The sequence below is a fragment of the Streptococcus mitis genome (genome assembly GCF_013305725.1).
GTDB classification, from domain to species: Bacteria; Bacillota; Bacilli; order Lactobacillales; family Streptococcaceae; genus Streptococcus; species Streptococcus mitis_BO.
The window spans coordinates 2004394-2025966 of sequence record NZ_CP047883.1; the positions used below are offsets into that span (position 1 = coordinate 2004394).

General features: G+C 42.3%; 16 protein-coding genes and 1 pseudogene. 1 reads left to right on the forward strand and 16 read right to left on the reverse strand.

Features of this window, described 5'->3' with window-relative positions; translation table 11 throughout:
* Positions 1–19: 19 nt before the first annotated feature.
* Together M594_RS09655 and M594_RS09660 are read right to left on the reverse strand one after the other, a co-directional pair.
* Entirely contained in the window at positions 20–2665 is a 2646-nt protein-coding gene (locus M594_RS09655) for an alpha-mannosidase (protein WP_173876677.1), read from the reverse strand.
* A gap of 98 nt (positions 2666–2763) precedes the next feature.
* On the reverse strand, positions 2764–4044 hold the full coding sequence (locus M594_RS09660; protein ID WP_173876678.1) for a glycoside hydrolase family 125 protein: 1281 nt from the start codon (positions 4042–4044) through the stop codon (positions 2764–2766).
* 170 nt (positions 4045–4214) lie between these two features.
* Here M594_RS09660 and M594_RS09665 point away from each other — a divergent pair, with 170 nt between their 5' ends.
* The gene (locus tag M594_RS09665) at positions 4215–6302 is read left to right on the forward strand and encodes a GH92 family glycosyl hydrolase (protein ID WP_173876679.1); all 2088 of its coding nucleotides are present in this window, start codon (positions 4215–4217) and stop codon (positions 6300–6302) included.
* Positions 6303–6575: 273 nt separating this feature from the next.
* Here the strand turns inward: M594_RS09665 and M594_RS09670 are convergent, their stop codons facing one another.
* The 14 genes and pseudogenes from M594_RS09670 to glpO form a co-directional block, all read right to left on the reverse strand.
* A complete protein-coding gene (locus tag M594_RS09670) occupies positions 6576–7460 on the reverse strand; it encodes an SPFH domain-containing protein (protein ID WP_173876758.1) in 885 nt (294 codons plus the stop codon).
* 150 nt (positions 7461–7610) lie between these two features.
* Complete coding sequence (locus M594_RS09675; protein WP_173876680.1) at positions 7611–8762, reverse strand: iron-containing alcohol dehydrogenase; 1152 nt, start codon at positions 8760–8762, stop codon at positions 7611–7613.
* Positions 8763–9046: 284 nt separating this feature from the next.
* Positions 9047–10552, reverse strand: coding sequence for a zinc ABC transporter substrate-binding lipoprotein AdcA (gene adcA / locus M594_RS09680; RefSeq protein WP_173876681.1), 1506 nt, complete (start codon positions 10550–10552; stop codon positions 9047–9049).
* A 9-nt stretch (positions 10553–10561) separates the two neighbouring features.
* Positions 10562–11368: a metal ABC transporter permease gene (locus M594_RS09685; protein ID WP_000950030.1), complete on the reverse strand. Its 807-nt coding sequence runs from the start codon at positions 11366–11368 to the stop codon at positions 10562–10564.
* Positions 11361–12065, reverse strand: coding sequence for a metal ABC transporter ATP-binding protein (locus M594_RS09690; RefSeq protein WP_001269496.1), 705 nt, complete (start codon positions 12063–12065; stop codon positions 11361–11363). Before M594_RS09690 ends, M594_RS09685 begins: the two co-directional genes overlap by 8 nt.
* Positions 12065–12505, reverse strand: coding sequence for a zinc-dependent transcriptional regulator AdcR (gene adcR, locus M594_RS09695; protein WP_001249308.1), 441 nt, complete (start codon positions 12503–12505; stop codon positions 12065–12067). The genes M594_RS09690 and adcR overlap by 1 nt, the downstream gene beginning before the upstream one ends.
* A gap of 157 nt (positions 12506–12662) precedes the next feature.
* Positions 12663–14147, reverse strand: a pseudogene (locus M594_RS09700) (5'-nucleotidase C-terminal domain-containing protein).
* A gap of 140 nt (positions 14148–14287) precedes the next feature.
* The gene (gene dltD / locus M594_RS09705) at positions 14288–15556 is read right to left on the reverse strand and encodes a D-alanyl-lipoteichoic acid biosynthesis protein DltD (RefSeq protein ID WP_173876682.1); all 1269 of its coding nucleotides are present in this window, start codon (positions 15554–15556) and stop codon (positions 14288–14290) included.
* Positions 15549–15788, reverse strand: a complete 240-nt coding sequence (gene dltC, locus M594_RS09710) for a D-alanine--poly(phosphoribitol) ligase subunit DltC (RefSeq protein WP_000351973.1) — start codon at positions 15786–15788, stop codon at positions 15549–15551. Before dltC ends, dltD begins: the two co-directional genes overlap by 8 nt.
* A gap of 13 nt (positions 15789–15801) precedes the next feature.
* Complete coding sequence (gene dltB, locus M594_RS09715) at positions 15802–17046, reverse strand: D-alanyl-lipoteichoic acid biosynthesis protein DltB (RefSeq protein WP_173876683.1); 1245 nt, start codon at positions 17044–17046, stop codon at positions 15802–15804.
* Positions 17043–18593, reverse strand: a complete 1551-nt coding sequence (gene dltA / locus M594_RS09720) for a D-alanine--poly(phosphoribitol) ligase subunit DltA (protein ID WP_173876684.1) — start codon at positions 18591–18593, stop codon at positions 17043–17045. The genes dltB and dltA overlap by 4 nt, the downstream gene beginning before the upstream one ends.
* Positions 18594–18613: 20 nt before the next feature.
* Positions 18614–18745: a teichoic acid D-Ala incorporation-associated protein DltX gene (locus tag M594_RS09725; RefSeq protein ID WP_000813666.1), complete on the reverse strand. Its 132-nt coding sequence runs from the start codon at positions 18743–18745 to the stop codon at positions 18614–18616.
* Between the two features lie 225 nt (positions 18746–18970).
* The gene (locus M594_RS09730; protein ID WP_004255366.1) at positions 18971–19675 is read right to left on the reverse strand and encodes an MIP/aquaporin family protein; all 705 of its coding nucleotides are present in this window, start codon (positions 19673–19675) and stop codon (positions 18971–18973) included.
* A gap of 69 nt (positions 19676–19744) precedes the next feature.
* Positions 19745–21571: a type 1 glycerol-3-phosphate oxidase gene (gene glpO, locus M594_RS09735; protein ID WP_173876685.1), complete on the reverse strand. Its 1827-nt coding sequence runs from the start codon at positions 21569–21571 to the stop codon at positions 19745–19747.
* Between the last annotated feature and the right edge of the window lie 2 nt (positions 21572–21573).

The following is a 21573-nucleotide window of genomic DNA, read 5'->3' on the forward strand; positions in this document are numbered from 1 at the left end:
TTATGTTTACTTGTTGAAATTAAATTTCTTCTTTTTGGATGAATTCTGTACGAATCTCTTGTGGTGAAATGAGGCCTCTATGAACTGGGTATGGTCGTTCAAGTAGGTCAAGGAAGAGATGTTGACTTTCCGGTACACGCACATTTTCGCTACACATATTGTAGTAACGAAGCACATAGCCTTCTTCATTTTCAGCTACCTTAAAGGCTGTTGGACAGATTTGCGGTATGCTGAGAACAGAATGGCTCAAGAGGCTACCAGTCGCAGCCACGCTTCCTTCCTGTCTAGCAAGCTGAAGGCTGGTAAATGGTGTCTGCAAGGCCTTAGCACGACGGAAAGCTGAGAAGCGTTCTTGGGCTTGGTGGCATTCAAGCGCAAACTCAACTTCAAACTCACGCAAACACTGAGCTTCTGGTGTTGGGAAGTAACCCCAGTCACCTAGCTCACCTGATGCACGCAAAATAGTCACTGCAATGGTGTCGTCTCCTAGGATTTCGTATTCATTCAATCCCTTGTTGGATACAGTCACACCTTTTTCATCGTCATACAGACTAACAAAGGCTTGTTGGTGTTGAGGATTTTCAGGATTTTCCCATGAAGCAGCTGGGTTGTTTGGTCGTGTCACCACCTCATAGATGCTTTCAGAATCATTGCTTGGACGCGTGTTATGAGTCTTGACCAAGAGACGGATACGGTGGTCTTTGGCAGTGTTGGTAAAGCGAGTCTTGCAACGGATTTGTGGATTATCAACGAAGATAGTCATCTCAGTTTCAAGAGGAATGCTTGTCAATTCTTCTGAACGTCCAGCTTCACGCTTCATAAACTCGATGATGCCTTTTTGCTCTTCTTCTAGCTTTTCATCTGCACTGACAGGCACGGTCAATTCATGTTTGAGCAAAATTTTAGCGTAGCGAGCTGTGTTTTCCAAGACCTCGTAGCCCTTAAGCTCTGCATAGATTGGCTCTGTTCCTTTTGGTTGGAAATAGATATACTCGTTTCCGATGTCACCACGGTCTTCGAAGCGGATAAAATCTTCGTAGGCTTCGTGAGTTGTCTTGTCATAAACTGTGATATTGTCATCCACACTCACCGTTACAAATGGCGTATCAATCACTCCGTTTTGGTAAATGCCTTCACGGTGTTCTTGCTCTCCTTCCAACAATTGGAAGGTTGTCCAAGAAAGAGGCGCTAGGTGAACTGGAATGGTCACGCGCACTTGTCGAGCGATACGAGCTTGGCGGAACTTGTCTTTTGGTAAATCGTACTCAAAATTAGCCCCAAGGTCTTCGATTTTAGCCTCTACAGGACGACCATCCAAATCCTCCACACGGTAACTTGGCAAGGTAAGATCAGCCATCTTCTTATAACCTTCTGTTGGGTGCAATTCCTTAAAATCACAAGTCGCAACATCAATCACTGTGCTGACAGTATCAACCTTATCATGCAAGCCTGTGTTAATGACAGTAAAGAGATAGTCACTTTGAGCCTTAGCTGTAGCGATTTTGCCCTTCCACTCGTTAAGAAGATTGCTCTTAACAAAGTTTCCTACTTGGTTGACCTTGGCAAAACGAGTTTCCATCTCTCGGTGAACTTCGTCCACGCTACAGCCACAGATGCTATCATGTGGCGCATTCTGCAAAAGTGTTTTCCAAGCATAGGTCAACTGGTCCTTGTGGTTATGACCCCCAGTGATAATCATCAAGGGTTCTACAACTTGCTCTAGGAGGTTGCTATTTTCTTGGAAGGATTGTTTGAGATAAATACGAGATGAAGAAGTGTTGGCAAGTGTGTACCAGCCGTCTGTTTCCTGACTGGTCAACTCACCTGTAACCGTTGATAATTGCTCTGGTAGGGCACTTTCCACGGCTTGAACATATTCATCAAAAGAACTATGAACAAAGGTTACATCTGGGAAAAGTTCATTTGCCACACGAATGGCTTCGCTCAGATTTTTCTGTACAGGCTGGTGATCACATCCGTTCATCATCAACCATTGGTTGGTCGAAGCATAATCACGCACATCTGACAATTTTTGTTTCCAGAAGGTCAAGGCCTCGTCTTTATCAACTGGAATTTCATTCCCATTACTATACCAGTTAGCAAAGAGGATACTGAGGACACGACTTCCGTCCGCACCCTGCCAGTACATTTCTGAAAACTGGGATGTAAACTGCTCGTCTTCGAGGACTTGGTTGTCAAATCCAATCGGCTTCACACCACGACCAAAGGCTGCCACGTGAATGCCTGATTTTTGAAGGATTTGAGGAGCTTGCCCCATATTTCCAAAAGTATCTGGGAAGTAACCAATCTGAGTAGATTTGCCCCATTTTGCACATTCTGCTTGACCAATCAATGTATTGCGGACATTGGCTTCACTTGAAATCAAGTAATCATCCTGCAAGATGTAAAAAGGACCAATTTTAAGTTTGCCTTCGTCGATGTATCGTTGGACTTTGTCGCTATTTTCAGGGCGAATCTCCAAGTAGTCATCAAGGACAATGGTTTGACCATCCAAGTGGAAGCTCTTGAACTCAGGGTCATTTTCAAAGAGATCAAAGAGATTGTCAAATAATTCCACCAACTGCATACGGTGGCTTTCAAAAGGCAAGTACCACTCACGGTCCCAGTGACTATGTGAGATAATATGTACAACAACATTTTCCATGAAGTAAAACCTCATTCTAAATTTAAATTTTTATTGTTAACGTTTTAAATGTAAATTTGTGATTCTTTCCAAGAATCAGTTACGCTAAAGCGTGTTCCTTAGCGGATATCCAAGTAATCCAAGACCAATTCACAGAACATCATGTTGGCCCAAGAGAACCATTCACGAGAATAGAGAGTTGGGTCATCCACGTGGAAGCTTTCGTGCATAACACCTGTACCACCATCGCAAGCAACCAGCTGATCCAGCAAGAATTTCTTCTCTGCCTTATCTCTTGTTGTCAAGCCTTGGATAGAAAGGGCGATTGGCCAGATATAGCGATAGAAGGTATGAGAACTTCCGAGACCGCTAGCGTATTCTCCTTGGTAGAAGTATGGATTTTCAGGGCTCAGAATGGTACGACGAGTTGCTTGATAAACTTCATCATCGACCGAACAGTAACCCAGATAAGGTGCAGCCAGCAGACTTGGTACGTTTGGATCATCCATGATGCTAGCATTTCCCAAACCGTCTACTTCAAAGGCATAAATCTTTTCGCCCTTGCTGTTGCTTGTGTAGGCGTAGTTTTCAATTCCTTCTTGGATTTCATCCTGAAGACGCTTAGCGTCTGTGATAACACTCTCGCTATCAGCTAGGTCTAGTTCTGCAAAGATTTCTTGAACATAACCCAAGACTACTACAGCAAACATATTTGACGGTATCAAGTAGCTATACTGGCAACAGTCATCACTCGGACGAAAAGCTGACCAAGTCATACCAGTCACTGCAAAATCAGGTCCAAATCCATCATTTACCAAGGTGTCTTCCTTGCGGTCCGTATCTCGGACAAAACGATAAGGAGAGTTCTTGTGGTCTTGTTCCACTGTCCAGAGGTGAAGAATTTCCTTGGTCGCTGCGACAAAAGTCTCATCAAACTGACTAGTCTCGCCAGTCTCTTTCCAGAGGAGATAAGCCAACTGCAAAGGATAGCAAAGCGAGTCCACCTCGTACTTACGTTCCCAAATCCAGCCATTAAGGTCTGTGTGGTCAGTCTCATGGTGACCCTTCCAGTTCTCCTCAATATTGAAGGAATTGGCATAAGGATCCTTGAGTACCAAGGTCATCTGACGTTTGACCAAACCTGCAATGGTCTGACGCAGGAGGGCATCTCTTTTAGCCACATGCAGGTAGGGTCTGAGTTGAGCTGTCGAATCCCGAAGCCACATAGCAGGAATATCTCCAGTCAAGACAAAAGTTGAACCGTCTTCTAAGATTTCAACCGTATTGTCCAAGGTATCTGTGTAGCAACGTTCAAAGACATCCACCCACTCTGGATGGTCCTTAGCCCGCTCCGCTACTTCATCTAGCCATTCTCTAACAATTTCTTTTGAATAAATCATCGTGCAGTATCCTCTTTCAAACAAGTTTCATTTTCAGTATATAGCTTTTGAGACAGAAAATACATACACAAATGATAGTCATTTTTCTACAAAATAGTTATCTTTGAAACTCCTTTTCTAAAGGCTATCTTTTTCTGATATAATGTAGAAAAACAGCTAAAGGAAAGACTATGAAACCACTACTTGAAACCATCGATACCCGCTTTGGAACTGCCAGCAAGCATGCCTTTTCTCGGGGAAATACCCTGCCATACACAGGCGTTCCTTTTGGGATGAATTACTTTGTGCCCCAGACCAGTGACCAGGAGGGATCTTGGTTTTTTGATCCGCATCTGCCTATATTTCAAGGGATTCGATTAACCCACCAGCCCAGTCCTTGGATTGGAGACTACTCTTGGCTCCTTCTGACACCTGTCACAGGTCAGCTAGGTGGAGACAGCCTCTTTCATCGTCAGTCTTCCTATGATATGGATAATGCCTCTTTCCAACCCCATTATCTAAAAATTTTCTCCCTGCGCTATCAGATTAAAACCCAGCTCACACCGACTTGCTACGGTGCTTCTATTCGTTTGGAACAAAAGCAAGGCAAAGCCCTCTCCCTCTATCTTCACGCAGCAGATGAACTGACCGTGGAGCAAGTAGATAAGCGAACTCTTGCCCTGCGACAAGAAGGAAAAACTGAGACCAACAAAAATCCACTGATACTCTTCACTACCCTGCAAATGAATACGGATATCCTTGCTATCAACCAAGAAGGCGAAGACTGGCGAATCGACTTAGCAAGTAGTCAAACTGAAATTCAGTTAGCCACTTCTTTCATCTCTCCTTCTCAAGCACTGCTTAATCTACCTAAAGAAGATTTTGATAACTGTAAATCAAGTGCCCAAGCGGATTGGGAAAATCTCCTCCATCGTTTTGACGTTATAGAGACAGGAGAGGCTAACCGAACCTTCTTTGATCACTGCCTTTACAGACTCTTCCTATTTCCTCAAACTTTTTATGAGGTTGATGAATCAGGGCAAGCCATCCACATGGATCTGGCTACTGGCACTGTCAAGTCTGGTGTCCTCTTCAGCAACAATGGTTTCTGGGATACCTTCCGTACCACCTTCCCTCTCTTTGCCCTTATCATACCGGAACACTACCACCGCTTCTTAGAAGGATTTCTCAATAGCTATCGCGATACTGGATTCCTTCCAAAATGGCTGGCCCCAGATGAACGGGGTATGATGCCAGGTACACTTTTAGACGGTATTATCGCAGATAGCTCCTGCAAGGACATGGCCCCCGACCTAGAAGAAGAACTCCTCCAAGCTATGCTCGAAACAGCCAGCAAGGTCGACCCTCTAAGCATCAATGGTCGCCACGGACTAGCCCAATACCAAGAACTTGGCTATCTCTCTACCGACCACCACGAAAGTGTTAGCCATACTCTAGACTATGCCTATAGTGACTTTTGTATCGCTAGCTGTGCTGAAAAACTGGGGAAAATAGAAATCGCTGAAACCTACAAGGCCGCATCACAAAATTACCGACATCTATTTGATACTGAAACAGGCTATATGCGTGCGCGTGATGGTCAAGGAAACTTCCGCCCTGACTTCTCTCCTTATAGTTGGGGGCGAGACTATGCCGAATGCTCTGCCATTCAAGCGACTTTAGGCGTCCTCCACGACATCCCAGGCTTGATCCAACTTATGGGTGGAAAAGAAGCCTTCAGCAACTATCTTTTGAAAACCTGTCAAGATGCTCCCCTCTTTGAGACAACAGGCTATGGTTACGAAATTCACGAAATGAGCGAGATGGCTACAACTCCGTTTGGACAAGTCGCTATTTCCAACCAGCCGAGCTTCCACATTCCTTATCTCTTCCGCTACAGCGACTATCCTGACTACACTGCCCTTCTCATCAAGACGCTCCGTCAGAAAGCTTTTCAGCCAAGTTGGGAAGCCTATCCTGGCGATGAAGATAATGGTAGCCTCTCGGCATGGTACATCTGGTCAGCTCTTGGATTTTATCCGACCTGTCCAGGAAAACCTAGCTATGATCTCGGAATTCCTCTCTTTGACCACCTCCGAATCTATCTGGCTAAAGAAGATAAATGGCTAGATATCCATACTAAACAAAACCATAGCCATTTCAACTTTGTAGAAGAATGCCTACTAGACAAAACACTCGTATCAACTATTCAACACCAAGACCTCCTAAAAGCTGAACAGCTAACCTTTACCCTCAGCTGGTTGCCAAGTCATCGCTAAATAATAAAAAATCTGCAATCCCCAAGGTTATCCACAATCTGTGAATAACTATCCCAAACTGTGCTTAACTCTTGAGTTGCAGCAATTAAAACTACTTTATAATCCTCAAAAGTTACTAAATTGGTCATACAAATAAGAATTATCACTAAAATAATCAGAAGTTATCCACACTTATCCACAACCTGTTAGTAACTTTTGTGAATAGTCTTATTTAAGCTAAGGCTTATCTCTCACGAACACTAAAAAGAGCCTGACTCCAGGCTCTTTAGTCTATTATTTCTTCTCAGCACGTAGAGCTGACAAGATTTGTGTACGGATATCATCCACACCATTTGGCGTATTTGGTAAAAAGATAGTTTGATTTCCTTTAGAGGCAAAGGTATTCAAAGTATCCAAATACTGGTTGGTCAAGAGTATGGACATGATTTGTTCTTCTGTCATGCCAACATTGGCTTCCTTGAGTTCTGTGATAGACTCTGCCAATCCATCCACAATCGCCTTACGTTGTTGGGCAATCCCCACACCATGAAGGCGGTCTTTTTCTGCTTCGGCTTCAGCTGCAGTGACGATTTTAATCTTGTCAGCTTCCGCCAATTCTTGCGCTGCAACCCGCTTACGTTGCGCCGCATTGATTTCATTCATGGATTGCTTAACTTCTGCATCTGGTTCGACTTTGGTAATCAAGGTTTTCACGATAATATAACCGTAAGTTGTCATTTCTTCCGCTACTTGGTGTTGAACCTCAAGGGCAATCTCATCTTTTTTCTCAAATAATTCATCCAAGGTTAATTTTGGAACAGAAGAGCGAAGGGCGTCTTCGATATAAGATTTAATCTGAGATTCTGGACGCATGAGTTTATAGTAGGCATCTGTCACGCTCTGTTCATTGACACGGTACTGAGTCGCTACATTCATCATAACAAACACATTGTCCTTGGTCTTAGTCTCAACCACAATATCGCTTTGCAACAAGCGCAACTGAATCCGAGCTGCAATCGAGTCAATCCCAAAAGGCAAGCGAATATGAATACCGCTATTGGCAACCTTTTGGTATTTCCCAAAGCGTTCAATAATCGCCACCGACTGCTGACGAACCACATAAACTGTACTCAGTGTGACTATCAGTAATAGGAGCACACAAATCACCACAAAAATCATCAAAAATGTTGTTATCATCGCGACGACCTCCATCATTATTTTTTTCCTGTATTATAGCACATTTAAAGAAGGTTGTGCAGTTTTTACTGCGATTTTTCCTGAAATGTCAATAATTAGAGGTGAATTGTCACATTATCGTCTAATCTCTTGCTAAAACAACTCTTTATAAAAGGCAATCGTTTCTTCTAAGGTTGGCATAAATGGGTTTCCTGGTGCGCAGGCATCAATCAAGGCATTCTTAGAAAGGTATTCAAAGTCGAAATCTTTTTCTTCAATACCAAGTTCAGTCAATTTCTTAGGAATACCTACTGTCTCAGAAAGCTTCTCAATCTCAGCAATCGCATAATCGGCACACTCTTCATCTGATTTATCCTCTACATGGAGTCCCAAGGCTTTAGCAACATTGCGGAAAGCTTCTGGTACACGTTTAGCATTTTCACGTTCTATAACTGGTAGCAACATAGCACAGCAAACACCGTGTGGCAAGTTATATACTGCACCGAGTTGATGAGCCATTGAGTGAACATAACCAAGACCAGCATTGTTAAAGCTCATACCACCAAGGAAAATAGCATTGACCATACCTTCACGCGCTTCAATATCGTGTCCATTTGCTACAGCGCGAGGAAGATATTCCTTGATAAGCTCAATTGCTCCGATAGATAATTTCTTGGTCACATCATAAGCACCAGGTGTTACCAAAGCTTCAACAGCGTGAGTCAGAGCATCCATACCAGTAGCTGCAGTCAAGCCTTTAGGTTTGGAAAGCATGAGTTCCGGGTCATTAACAGAGATAAGAGCAAGGCTATTCTTGTCAACCATTACCATCTTAACCTTGCGTTCTTCATCAGTAATCACATAGTTAATGGTAATTTCTGCTGATGTACCTGCAGTAGTATTGATAGCTACAACAGGAAGACCTTTTTTAGCAGATTTATGAAGTCCTTCATAATCCTGTGGTTTTCCACCATTTGTAGCCATGATAGAGATACAACTAGCTGCATCCTGTGGAGAGCCCCCACCAAGACTGATGATAAAATCACATCCATGTTCTTGCAAAGCAGCTACCCCATCTGTGACATTCTTACAAGTAGGGTTTGGCTCTACATCGCTAAAGATGACATATTCGATTCCTTCTGCATCTAGTGGTTTTAAAACCTTAGGTAAAATGTCACTTCCTTCGATAAACTTATCTGTCACCAAAAGTGCCTTTTTATAGCCAAGTTCCTTGATATAAGGACCTACTTCATTTACAACACCTTTACCAATAAGGTTGACTGCCGGAACATAAAATGTAGCCATATAATTTTCCTCCTGCGCCTTTGCGCTATCTATTTAACATCATTATATTACTTTTTGTATTCGTTTTCAATTATTTGTGAATTGTTTAACAAATAATTTTAAAAGGAGTGAAATTTGATTATTATTTATAAGATCCTTTCCCAATATGATACTCTGCTCCTTGAAACAAAATTGCATCTACCAAAGATAACAGCTATAGGCTATCCGCCGACACATGAAATGGGCTACACATCAGCCCCTATTTCAAAAAACCGACTAGCTCTCATGAACTAGTCGATTTCTCATCAATGCGCTAACATTTCTTGGGCGATTTCTTGGCCAGATAGGTTATCTGGGTAGTAGGTTGGCCAGTTATCCATTTCTTCAAAGAGGGCTTCTTGGCTTGTGCCTCCAAAGAAGATATGGAAATGTTCTGCCTTAACTGGGGCGATATTGTGGTCACTAAACTGAACATACTTGAACTGTCCAGCGTCTGCATCTGTGGCTTCAAATAGGAAGCGCACGCCACGATTTCCTTTCTTATAAGTCAAGATTTTCTTACCAACATACTTGTAGGTGAATTTCTTACTTTGTCCACCTTGAACAAATTCCATAGTGTTATCAGTGATATTAATCTTAGTCACATCTGTCTGATAGCCTTTTGTATAGTAGGCCTTGTACTCAGCCTGAGTCATCTTACCTGTCAACTTAGCCTTGTAATCAAACACTTGATCAAAAGTACCATCTTCAAGGAAAGGATAAACTGATTGCCAGTTACCTGCATAGTCACTCAAGGTGCGGTCCTTGACAGCTGCATCCTCGAAGTAACCATTTTGGACTGTCTTGGTATCCTCTGCCTTTTCAGGCTCGATTGCTGGGCCTTCTTGGTCCGTTGTTTGTTTTAGAGCCTTGAGGTTTTTCTCCATCACGGAGATGTAATTTTCTCCAGCCTTGGTGTCCTCTTCTGTCAGACTTTCTAAAGGATTGAGGACATCTGTTTTAACACCTGCTTCTTTTGAAAGTGTATTAGCAAGGGCCTGTGAGGCATTTTCTTCAAAGTAGATATAGGCAATTTTATTTTTCTTGACATACTCTGTCAATTCTGCCAAGCGAGCTGCTGATGGCTCTGCATCTGGAGAAAGGCCTGAGATTGCGACTTGTTTGAGTCCATAGTCCAAGGCGAGATAGTTAAAGGCTGCGTGCTGCGTTACAAAGCTCTTTTGTTTGGCTTGAGACAAGCCTTCTGCATAAGCCTTATCCAAGGCTTGTAATTTTTCGATATAGGCAGCAGCATTCTTCTCAAAGGTCTCTTTTTTATCAGGATAATCTGCTGATAAACTGTCACGGATGTGCTCTACTAGTTTAATGGCACGAACTGGTGATAACCAAACATGGGGATCGAACTCATGGTGATGGCCTTCTTCTCCATGGTCATGGTCTCCCTCTTCTTCCTCACCACCTGGCAAGAGCAACATATCGCCTGTCGCCTTGATGGTTTTGACCTTTTTCTTATCCAAAGTATCTAGCAATTTAGGAACCCAAGTTTCCATGTTTTCATTTTCATAAACGAAGGTGTCTGCATCTTGAATCTTGGCAACTGCCTTGGCAGATGGTTCATATTCATGGGGTTCTGTACCAGCACCGATTAGGAGTTCTACATTAGCAGTATCTCCTGCAACTTGCTTGGTAAATTCATAGACAGGGTAAAAGGTTGTCACAATATTTAGTTTGCCATCTGCCTGCTTTTGATTGGAACAAGCCACTAAAAACAAGGCACATAGACTGGCGAGTAATAAGCTAATTTTTTTCATGTTCATCTCCTATTTGATAAAACGTCTTACTAAACTAATGAGTAAAAAGACAGTTACAAAAATAATTGTAATGCTTGCACTTGCAGGTGTTTCTGCATAGTAGGAAATGTAAAGTCCTGCTACCATTCCCAAAAATCCAATAGCACTGGCAAGCAGCATAACCGATTTAAAGTTTTTCCCCAGACGCAGGGCTATACTAGCTGGCAAGACCATAATGGTCGATACCAGAAGAGCTCCCGCAGCTGGAATCATAAGGGCAATGGCCACCCCCGTCACCATGTTAAAAAGAATGGACATGGTACGAACTGGCAAGCCATCCACAAAGGCCGTATCCTCATCAAAGGTCAGTATATACATAGGACGAAGGAAGAGGAAGGTCAAAATCAAGACAACCGCCGCAATGACAAAGAGGGAAATGACCTGCTCTTCGCTAATAGTCACGATTGAACCAAAAAGATACTGATCCAAACTCATAGAACTAGAGCTTTTACCCTTGCTCATGACAATCAGAGAAACAGCCAGACCTGTTGACATGAGGATAGCTGTCCCGATTTCCATAAAGCTCTTGTAAACCGTACGGAGATACTCCAGAAAGACCGCCGCAATCAAAACAATGGCAATAGTGGAAATAGTCGGAGAAATCCCCAGAACCAAACCAAAAGCTACACCCGAAAGCGAGACGTGGCTGAGGGTATCACTCATCAAACTCTGACGACGCAAGATAAGGAAGGTTCCCAATACCGGCGAGAAAAGACTCATGGCAATAACGGCCAGAAATGCACGTTGCATAAAGTCATAAGATAACAAACTAAGCATGGCCCACCTCCTGGTCATTCTCATGAACATTGAAACAACGCCATGGCGAATCTTGGTTACGGACTAGATGGATATTGCGATCCGCATAATCCTTAACTTCTTCAGGGTCATGGGTAATCATCAAAACAGCCTTGCCATGATGATGGGCGCTGTGGTGCATGAGTTCGTAAAATTCATTTTTACTTCCTGCATCCATCCCCGTTGTCGGCTCATCTAGAATAAACACATCTGGATCCGAAGCAAACATACGCGCAATCACCGCTCGCTGCTTTTGTCCTCCAGATAGAGACCCCAAGCGTTTGTCTCGATGTTCCCACATACCAACTGAGTCCAAACTAGCCTTGATATGCTCCTCATCATGAGCATTCAAACGACGGAACCAACCCTTTCGTGGATAGCGACCCGACTTGACAAATTCATAAACCGTACTTGGAAAACCAGCATTAAAACTGGCAATCTGCTGGGGAAGATAGGCTATTCTCAATTTCTTACCCTGCGTATTTGTCTTTGAAATGGTCACCTTTCCAATGCGTGGCTGAAGGATTCCAAGACTGGCCTTAATCAGTGTCGTCTTAGCTGCCCCATTCTCCCCTGTCAAGGTAACAAATTCCCCACTATCAACACTATAATTGATATGTTCAAGAACGGGCTCCTTATCATAATAGAAGGATAAATCCTCTACCGTAATGTATCTCATTATTTGATTTCTCCTACTAAAGCAGTCAAAAACCGCTGAATAACTTTTTGTTCATTTGGAGTAAACTGAGTTGCCACTTGTTCATAGGTTAAAAGTGTATGCTCATGGTGATGATGGTGCTCCTCAGCGATTGGACGAGCCAAATCAGTCAACTGATAAAAAATCACACGCGCATCCTTAGGATCTTTAGATGTTTCCAACATCCCTTCCTTGACCAAAGACTTAATGGCCTTGGTAACTGCCGCCTGACTGACATTGAGGCGACGGGCCAACTCTGAATTTGTTAAAGATTCCTCTGACAAGAGCATGAGAATGTGCTCCTGAGTATTGGTCAGGGCCACCTCGCTAGTACAATGACCTATTAGGATTTCATGCTGATTTTCCGCCTGCAAAATCACCTCATTTAAAAAGGCATCGATATCCTTCGCTAGCTGTCTCATATCTGACTCCTTTCCTTTTAGACTTCTCTTTTTTAAGAGAAAATACTATTCTTTAAAAAAAATTATTTACTGGTTAATTATATCACAACCAAAAAAAGAGTCAAGGGAAAGAGCTATAAAAACGTTTCCCTAGACTCCTTTAGATTTGAAATTTAACTTATTTTTGCTGTGATTTTCGACTTACAAAGATACCTGCTAACCCTGTGACCATTCCCATTAAAAGCAAGAAAATAGATTGTTCACTACCTGTATTTGGAAGAACTTTTTCTGAAACGACTTCCTTCTTGCTAAATTGACCTGCCACCTCATAAGAAAGTTTTACAGTAGTATTTGCATCAACTGTAGCTGCATCTGTTTGAGACGTTTCCCTGATGGTAGATTAGTGTCATAGTAGACCTTCACACCTGAAACTTGCAAGAAGCCACCACTTGGTTCTAGCAATGGTTGTCCGTTCTCATCCAAGACCTTCTTGCTATCCTTATCGACCTGCAAGATAGATCCGAGTGACTTTTCAAACATATCCAATACTTGTTGCCCAGTCACTTGGATTTGTGAAATGGTATTTCCAAATGGAAGAACAGCAATAACATTACCTTTTGTGATTGGTTTGCCTTTTACAATAGTTTCACGCAGTCCACCACCATTTGTCACAGCGATGTCAGCCGGATGGCTAAATCCTGTTTGACCATACTGATAGAGGGAATCTGCTACGACGTTTCCGAGGTTAGTTTCACGGACTCGAACATTTTCCCGGTCACCGTTGAGTTCTACAGGGCTGTTTGAAACGAGGATTTTTAGACAAGGCTTCTGCCAGAGTTGAACCACGCCATTCGACTGGGGTTGTCGTATCTACACCTAAGTGAGCGAGGACGACATAGTGTTTGTAGTCCTTACCTTCGGTACTTGCCTTAGCTTGCACTTCTTCAATAACCTTATTCACCTCTGTAATTGGATCTGTAAAGGTTACTCCTTTGACATTTTTAGGGTGAATTTTAGTAGCTGTTTCCGGTGTTGTCACACCAATCACAACAAACTCATCACCTTTTACAGTCTTATCTTTATCAACAATTGTAGAAGCTTCAAAGAGACGGGCACCATTGACGTAGGTATTTGAGCTAAGTAATGGGAATTTCAAAATTTCTTTGTATTTCTTAGCTTCGTCTAAACCAAAGTCAAACTCATGGTTTCCTACTGCCATGGCATCATACTGTATCTGATTGAGAATTTCGGCGCGTGCTTCACCCTTTGTAGAGTTAGAAATCGGTAAACCTTGGAAGGCATCTCCAGCATCTACGACGAGAGTAGTTTGATTTGATTTCGCGCGTTCCTGCTCGATGACTGTCGCTAGCTTAGCGTCTCCAATTACTCCCTTTTCCTCTACAATACGACCATGGACATCATTAGTGTGCAAGATAACGGTGTCTTTTTCTTCGCTTTTAGGAGATTCAACAGGAGCTTCCTTTGCTTCCGCTGATTCAACAGTTGTGAGAGTTGCCGCCTATGTTGTTGGAACTGCAGGAGTTGCTACAGCAGGTGACTTCTCTATAGAACTAGCCGTTTCATCAGCATAAGCATGCCCAGCCAATACGACTGAGGCCAATAGGCCTGTCGACAAGACAGGTAACAAGAAACGTTTATTCATTTTTAAATCTCTTTCTTTTTCTCATTCACACTATATTATACGCTATTTACAATATTTTTGAAACTTTCAACATATTTTTTACTAAAATATTCGCCATTTAACAAAAAGCCTGAACTAAAAAATTCAAGCTTTTAATCAATTTATTGAAATTCCTTAACATCCCCATCATAAGTCGCCCAGTCTTTGCTGAAAAAGCGTTCATTCAGATGGTAAGTCGGAGCTGGCGTGGGATTGGATAGGAAAGGATCAACTGCCTTATCAAAAGCAAGCCAACCCAACCAACCTAGGTGAATGGTATCCTTAACAAAATAAGGATCCCCTCCATTTTTTGAAAAGTCAGCAATATTAGTGAAACCTTGACTTTCTAATTGGTAACGAATTTTCTCCACTGCATGCTGGTACATATCTTCTCTGAGCCCTGTGTAGTCCATCCATTTCTTATTGACAGGTTGGATGACAAAGAGGACATTAACTTTCGATTTTGCAAATTGATTGAGAACCAACTGTAAATCATTATATTCAGATGATTTTAGGAAGCTGTAATTCTTTTGATATCCTTCCCATTTTTTCAAATCCTTCTTAACCTCTCTCGTATAGAAATGATTTTCCATTCCCATATCATTATTGGTCGTATTTGCTTCTGCATCCTTTCGAGCTATTTTTTCTAACTCTTGGTAAGAAAATTGATCTGGAAGATCTTTTAAATAATTTTCCACATGTTCCTTATATTTGAGTTTTCCTCTAATGGAGAACTGACCAAATAGAGAAGCCTGTCTCTCATTGAATCGGGCAAAAATATTAATAGCAACCTGATCAACCTCTGATAATTCTTCACCCTTTGACAGTTTTTGAACAATGCCTTTTAATGCAACATTAGGATTCTGCTTTAACAATCGAATAGCCGCATGCTTTGTAGCAGTGTCACCCGATTGATTTTCCAGAAAAGCTGTCAATTGGTCACTGTTAAAAAATCTCTGAAACGCTGCGGGTTCATAATCAGTCTCCGTAAACCACTGAGGCGAAATCACAAATACCGCCTGCTTATTCTCAATTTCTGGCAAAATTTGTTGCATACCAAAGTACTGATTGAGAGAAGCCGCCCCCGCCTGCCCCAAAAAATATGGACGATAAGAACGATTATACTTTTCAGCTAATACAGCAGGATGCATACTATCAAAACGAATCCACTCACTTGAACCAAAAAAGGGGATAAAACGCATATTAGGATCTGAAAGGGCCCTAATCTTTTGACTTCTTTCTTTAAAACTTTCCGTGCTAATTGCAGCCGCAGAATGTTTTTCTTCTAACAAATTATGACTTTGATTACCAGGATACAAATAAATCAATAATAAGACAAGAAAACTAGCAAGAAACAGAGGCCCGAAGATTAGCCACAAGCGTTTAAGCATTTTGTAGCTCCGTAATACCTTCTACGATTTTATTAGCCGTATTCCAGTCATCACGACCGAACTCCGTCACTGGAACACGAATGTCAAAACGATTTTCAATCTCAACAATCAATTCAACCGTTCCCATACTATCCAAGACACCTGCATCAAAAAGATCTTCATCCATCATGTCAGAAACATCTTCCATAAACAACTCATCAATAATTTCAATAACTTCTGATTTGATATCCATATTTTATTTCCTTTTATTTTTTAAACCATAAATCATTCAAAAATCCAGAAAAGATTAAGAATGACAGCATGACGACATGGAAGGTGACAACCATGCCAAGCAACTGAATCCAGCGATTCTCAGGTAGAGCAGGCTTCCCTGCTTTTTTCCGTTCCTTATTGAGTGCTTTTTTCTTACGAACCCAAGCGTCATTGATGACCAGTCCAATCCCATGAAAGAGTCCATAGACGATGTAGTACCAGGTCACACCGTGCCAAAATCCCATAATCAGCATATTTACAATATAGGCCACGCTTGAGGTTACATTACGATTTTTAAAAACCTTCTTTCTGGTCAATACCATCACCATTCGCATAAAGACAAAGTCACGGAACCAGAAAGAAAGACTCATGTGCCAACGATTCCAAAATTCCTTTAAATCCCTTGATAAAAAAGGCTTATTAAAGTTGATAGGGCTACGAATTCCCATTAAGTTTGAGATGGCCAAGGCAAACATAGAGTAACCTGCAAAGTCAAAAAAGAGCTCCAGACCAAAGGTATACATAACCGCTAAAGCATAGGGGTTAAAGAAGCCACCTGACTGCAAAGCTAGATTCTTCAGAGGAGGTAGTAAAGTTTCTCCTAAAATATGAGCCAGGATAAACTTATACAAAAATCCCCACATAATATAGCGAACAGATTCATCCAACATATCCATCAACTCATCCCGCTCAGGAATGGTCTGATAATTTTCATTAAAACGCTTAAAGCGATCGATTGGACCACTTGAAAAAGTCGGCATAAAGAGAAGAAAACGGAGGAATTCCCAGAGGGTAAAATCCTTAATCACTCCATCTCTCAGCTCGATGATAATCCCAACCGAACGAAAGGTCAGGTAAGAAATACCCAAAAACCCAAGCAAAGACTGCATTCCATTGATAGCCGGCTGCACCTTGACAAAGATAATTGGCAGTAGGGACAGAAAACTAACTAGGTAGAAGACCCACTTGCCATCCTTACTTTTTCGATAGTGCTTGTAGAAAAGCAAGAGCAATATTTCCCAGCAAAGGTAAATACCCAAGGCAACTAGTTGATTGGTCTTTCCACCCACCAACATGGTGACAATAAAGAAGAGACTTACCAGCACTTCATACCAGGCAAAGCGTTTCTTGAAAAAGAGGCCTATAAAGATGGGCAAGGTTGCAGCAATAACATAAACAAAATACTGAGGATTGCCGTATGGCTCTATATGAGGAAGCTGTTGAAAGAACTCCATCATCTTTGATTCACCTCGTTAATCAATCCTTTGATATCAATTTTTCCATTTGGAGTCAGCGGCAAACTGTCTCGATAAAGGAATTTGGACGGCATCATATAAGACATCATAATATCTGTCAAGTCTTCCTTGATAGCCTTGGTAATATCGATATCACGTTCAAACTGCTCACGGACACCATCTTTTAAGATGACATAAGCCAATAGATTTTGTACCTTGTGGTCCTTGTTATAGCGCGGTACTGCAACAGCAGACTCGATAAAGCGAGACTTATTGAGGTTTTGAGAGACATCTTCTAACTCAATGCGGTAACCGTTGAACTTAATCTGGAAGTCCATGCGTCCGCCGTAGAGAAGTAAGCCTTCATCTGTCATAGTTCCCACATCTCCTGTATGGTAGGCTGGTAGACCTTCAAACTCAAAGAAGGCTTCTGCCGTTTTTTCAGGATTATTCATATAACCTTTTGAAACGGCTGGTCCAGAAACAATGATTTCTCCCTGTTCTCCATTTGGCAATTTATTGCCTTCCTCGTCAATGATAAAGGTTGGAGAATCAGCCTTGGTATAGCCGATTGGTAGGCGTTTGAGAGTCGCTAGCATCTCGTCTGTCACAGCAACTGCTGACAGGGCTACTGTCGCTTCTGTTGGGCCGTAGGCATTGATAATACGGGCATGTGGGAAACGTTCGCGTAGTTTTTGAGCCGTTTTAACCGTCAATTCTTCGCCATCAAAGTAGAAATGCGTAATTCCAGGCATTTTTTCGCTATTGAAATCTTCTGACAACATGGCCATATCCGCAAAAGAAGGCGTTGAAGTCCAGATAGCGATCGACAATGAAAAGATGGTCGCAAAGAGTTGCTTAAAGTCCTGAGTGATGACAGATGGTAAAGCAAAAAGAGTTCCTCCCAGTGCCAAGGTCGGAGCCCAATACATGACAGACAAGTCAAAAGAATAAGGTGGCTGAGCCAACATTTGCGGACGACTTGGCGTCGCAAATTCCTTGTCCGTAATCATCCAGTTGGTAAAACTGAGGAGATTATCATGTGAAATCTGCACTCCCTTTGGCTTACCAGTCGTACCAGAAGTAAAGATAATGTAGTAGTTATCATCGCCCTTGACTGGATGCGTGATCTCATAGCTAGTCCCTTGAGCAAAGGCTTCATGAACCTGAGCTAGATTCAACATTGGTGTAGAAATCTGCTCCAATGGAAAGTCTGAGATGGCAATAATCAAACTTGGCTCCGCTACTTCTAAAATAGCTGAAACTCGCTCCAAGGCCGAATGACTATCAATTGGAATGTAGGCATGACCTGACTTAGTCAGCGCTACAAAAGTTGCCAACATTTCATACTCTTGGCCACCAAAAACAACCACAGGAGACTTCTCTGGTAAATCCAGTTGATCGATGGCTGCAGCCAAACTATCCGAATCAGACTTCAAATCTCCATAAGTGTGCTCCTGCCCCAAAACATTATAAACAGGATAGCTAGGCTGTGTCTGAGCAAAATGCTCAATGGTTTCAATCATATCTACTATTGGTTTATTTGACACAATAGGAATTCTCCTTCAAGTTAAAATTCATTATAGATAAAGCCTCCTTGACCCTGGCCAAGATAGCTAAAGAAGTAAAGCAGCCCTAGAAAGATAAGAAAATACAAGGCTGTCCGACCAAGAAAAAGGTATAATTCTTTTCTCTGTTTCATCAAGAAAAACCATTCATTTCCGTAATTTTTGTAAAATAAGATAAACTTTTACTATAGTATTTTTCTACCATTGTACCACTTTCTAGGGTAATTTTTCAATTGTTTGCCGTAGATTTTCATTATATTTAAGCTAATTTTAAAAATTATGCGGTTTTTCTATGTATATTTTTAAAAAAGAGCCTGAGATTCTCATCTCAAGCCCTATCAACATAATTGTTTTCTAAATTAGAAAAGTGAGAATACAAGAACAGCCAAGGCTGCACCGATAACAGGTCCCACAACAGGAATCCAGGCATAAGACCAGTCTCCGTCTCCCTTGTTTGAAATTGGAAGGATACTGTGCATGATACGAGGTCCAAGGTCACGGGCTGGGTTCAAGGCATAGCCTGTTGTCCCACCTAGTGATAGACCGATACCGACAATCAAAGTCCCCACTGCGAAGGTTCCGATTCCTGCTTGAAGGTCATAAAGTCCCAAAGCAAAGATTGTCAATACCAATACAAAGGTGCCAAGGATTTCGCTGATCAAGTTTGATACAGTATCTTTGATAGCTGGTCCTGTGCTGAAAGTAGCCAAAATATTTCCTGCATTTTCTTCTGCCTCATAATGCGGCTTGAATTGCAACCAAACCAAAATCTGACCGAGCATAGCCCCTGCGAACTGAGCTAAGATATAAGGCAAAACGGAAGCCCAAGGTAAGTCACCTTTTAAAGCCACACCAATTGTCACAGCTGGGTTTAAATGAGCTGGACTGAGTTTTCCAGATACAAAGACTGCAACCGCAACTGCAATTCCCCACCCCATAGTAATCACAATCCAACCTGAGCTGTTGCTCTTGGTTTTTGGAAGAACCACACCTGCAACAACACCATTTCCTAGAAGAATCAGGATTAAAGTCCCTAGAAATTCTCCAAATAATTCATTCATCATCTTTCTGTCTCCATTAAAAAGAAGGGGCGGGCGGCAAGGAATGCTGCCCTCCACCTCTTTTATTTTTTCTTAATTTTTTAATTCTGCTAAATCGTTGTTAGCGAGAGCCGCTTCGACATCCGCACGGTAGCCTGCTTTTTCTTCTTCTGACCAATCATAGAATCGTCCCATTTCATTCAAAACTGGCTCAACGATGCTATCCAAGCTATCACGCATAAAGAGCATGTGGTTGGTACGACGAAGAAGGAAGTCAACTGGGCTAAGAGCCAACTCATTGCGCATTGCATAGTGAAGGGACAAAGTGTCTGCCAAGCTGAGTCCTGGTGCTTGTTCCAAACTATGAGCAAGAGCAAAGACCTTCGGTGCATTTGAACCGTAAAGATTTGCTAGGTAATGAGCTTCCTTGCTATCCAAACCACGTGACACTCCAAGTTGCGCAAAGGCTTCGATTTCTGAGTCCACATTTGCTGGGTTCAATTCCCCACCTGAAACAGGGTAAGTCTTAGAATTGATGAGTTTAAAGCTACGGTCAAATTCTGCTTTGAGGATGTCAACCACGCGCTCCATAGCTCCTTCAGCCATCTTACGATAGTCTGTGATTTTACCACCAGCAAGGGTCAAGAGACCATTATCATCTCGGTCCAAGCTAGAACCACGAGAAACTGCAGATGGGTCCAAATGTTTCTCAGAGGTACTGCTTTCAAGCTTGCTAACAGCAGCCTCAACATCTTCACGCGTTTTTTCTTTAGAGATATAAGATTCAACAGTCGCAATCAAGTTGTTAAAGCTTTCATCACTGATGGTTCCGTTATTTCCTCCATTGTAGTCAGAAGCGCTATTGCCTGCGATCAATGGACGAAGACCTGCCCAGCTACTTTCGATATCATCAATGGTGATGTGAGCTTCTGGGAAGCGGTTGTTGACAATGCCAAGTAGGTAATCTACATCTTCCTGAGTCACTTTTGGATGTTCCAAATCACCTGTGTAGTCTGTATCCGTTGTACCAAAGTAAGTCTTGTTTTCACGTGGGAGAACAAAGACCATACGGCCGTCACCCAAACCTGTGTCAAAGTAAACTGGCTGTGAAACCTTGATCTTGCTTGAATCCACGACTAGGTGAACTCCCTTAGTTGGACGCATTTGTGAGAATTGGGTTCCCTTATTAGACAAATTGCGCACCTTGTCGCTCCAAGGACCTGTTGTGTTAATCACCAGACGGGCCTTGATTTCAAAGACTTGGTCTGTCAACAAATCACGAGCTACCACACCTGTAATCTTGCCACTTTCGTCAAAGAGGAAGCCTTCTGCCTTCACGTGGTTAGCAATGAGGGCACCGTCTTGGTTGGCACGTTTGATATTTTCAATCACGAGACGCGCATCGTTGTTACGGAAGTCAAGGTAAACCCCACCTCCTACCAAACCTTCTTTCTTCAAGTTTGGCTGGCGTTCCAAAACTTCTTCCTTGCTCAAAACCTTGTTAGCAGCTGGTGTGTTGTTAACTCCTGCCAAGAGGTCGTAAAGATCCATAGCTACTTTCAGACGGAAGAGGCTAAAGGTCGCTCCATCTTCATCGTAAACTGGCAAGAGCATTGGGTCTGGTTTCGGAATGTGTGGAGCGATTTGTTGAACTACAGCACGTTCTGAAACTGTATCTGATACCACTTCTACATCAAATTGCTTAAGGTAACGAAGACCGCCGTGAACCAATTTTGTTGAACGGCTGGATGTTCCTTCTGCAAAGTCTTGCATTTCAATCAAACCAGTATCTAGACCACTAGCTGCCGCCTGCAAGGCTACACCAGCACCAGTGATTCCTCCACCGATAATCAAGAGGTCCAAGGTACGTTCCTGCATTTTTTGAATTGATAATTCACGTGTTTTCTTTGAAAATTCCATAT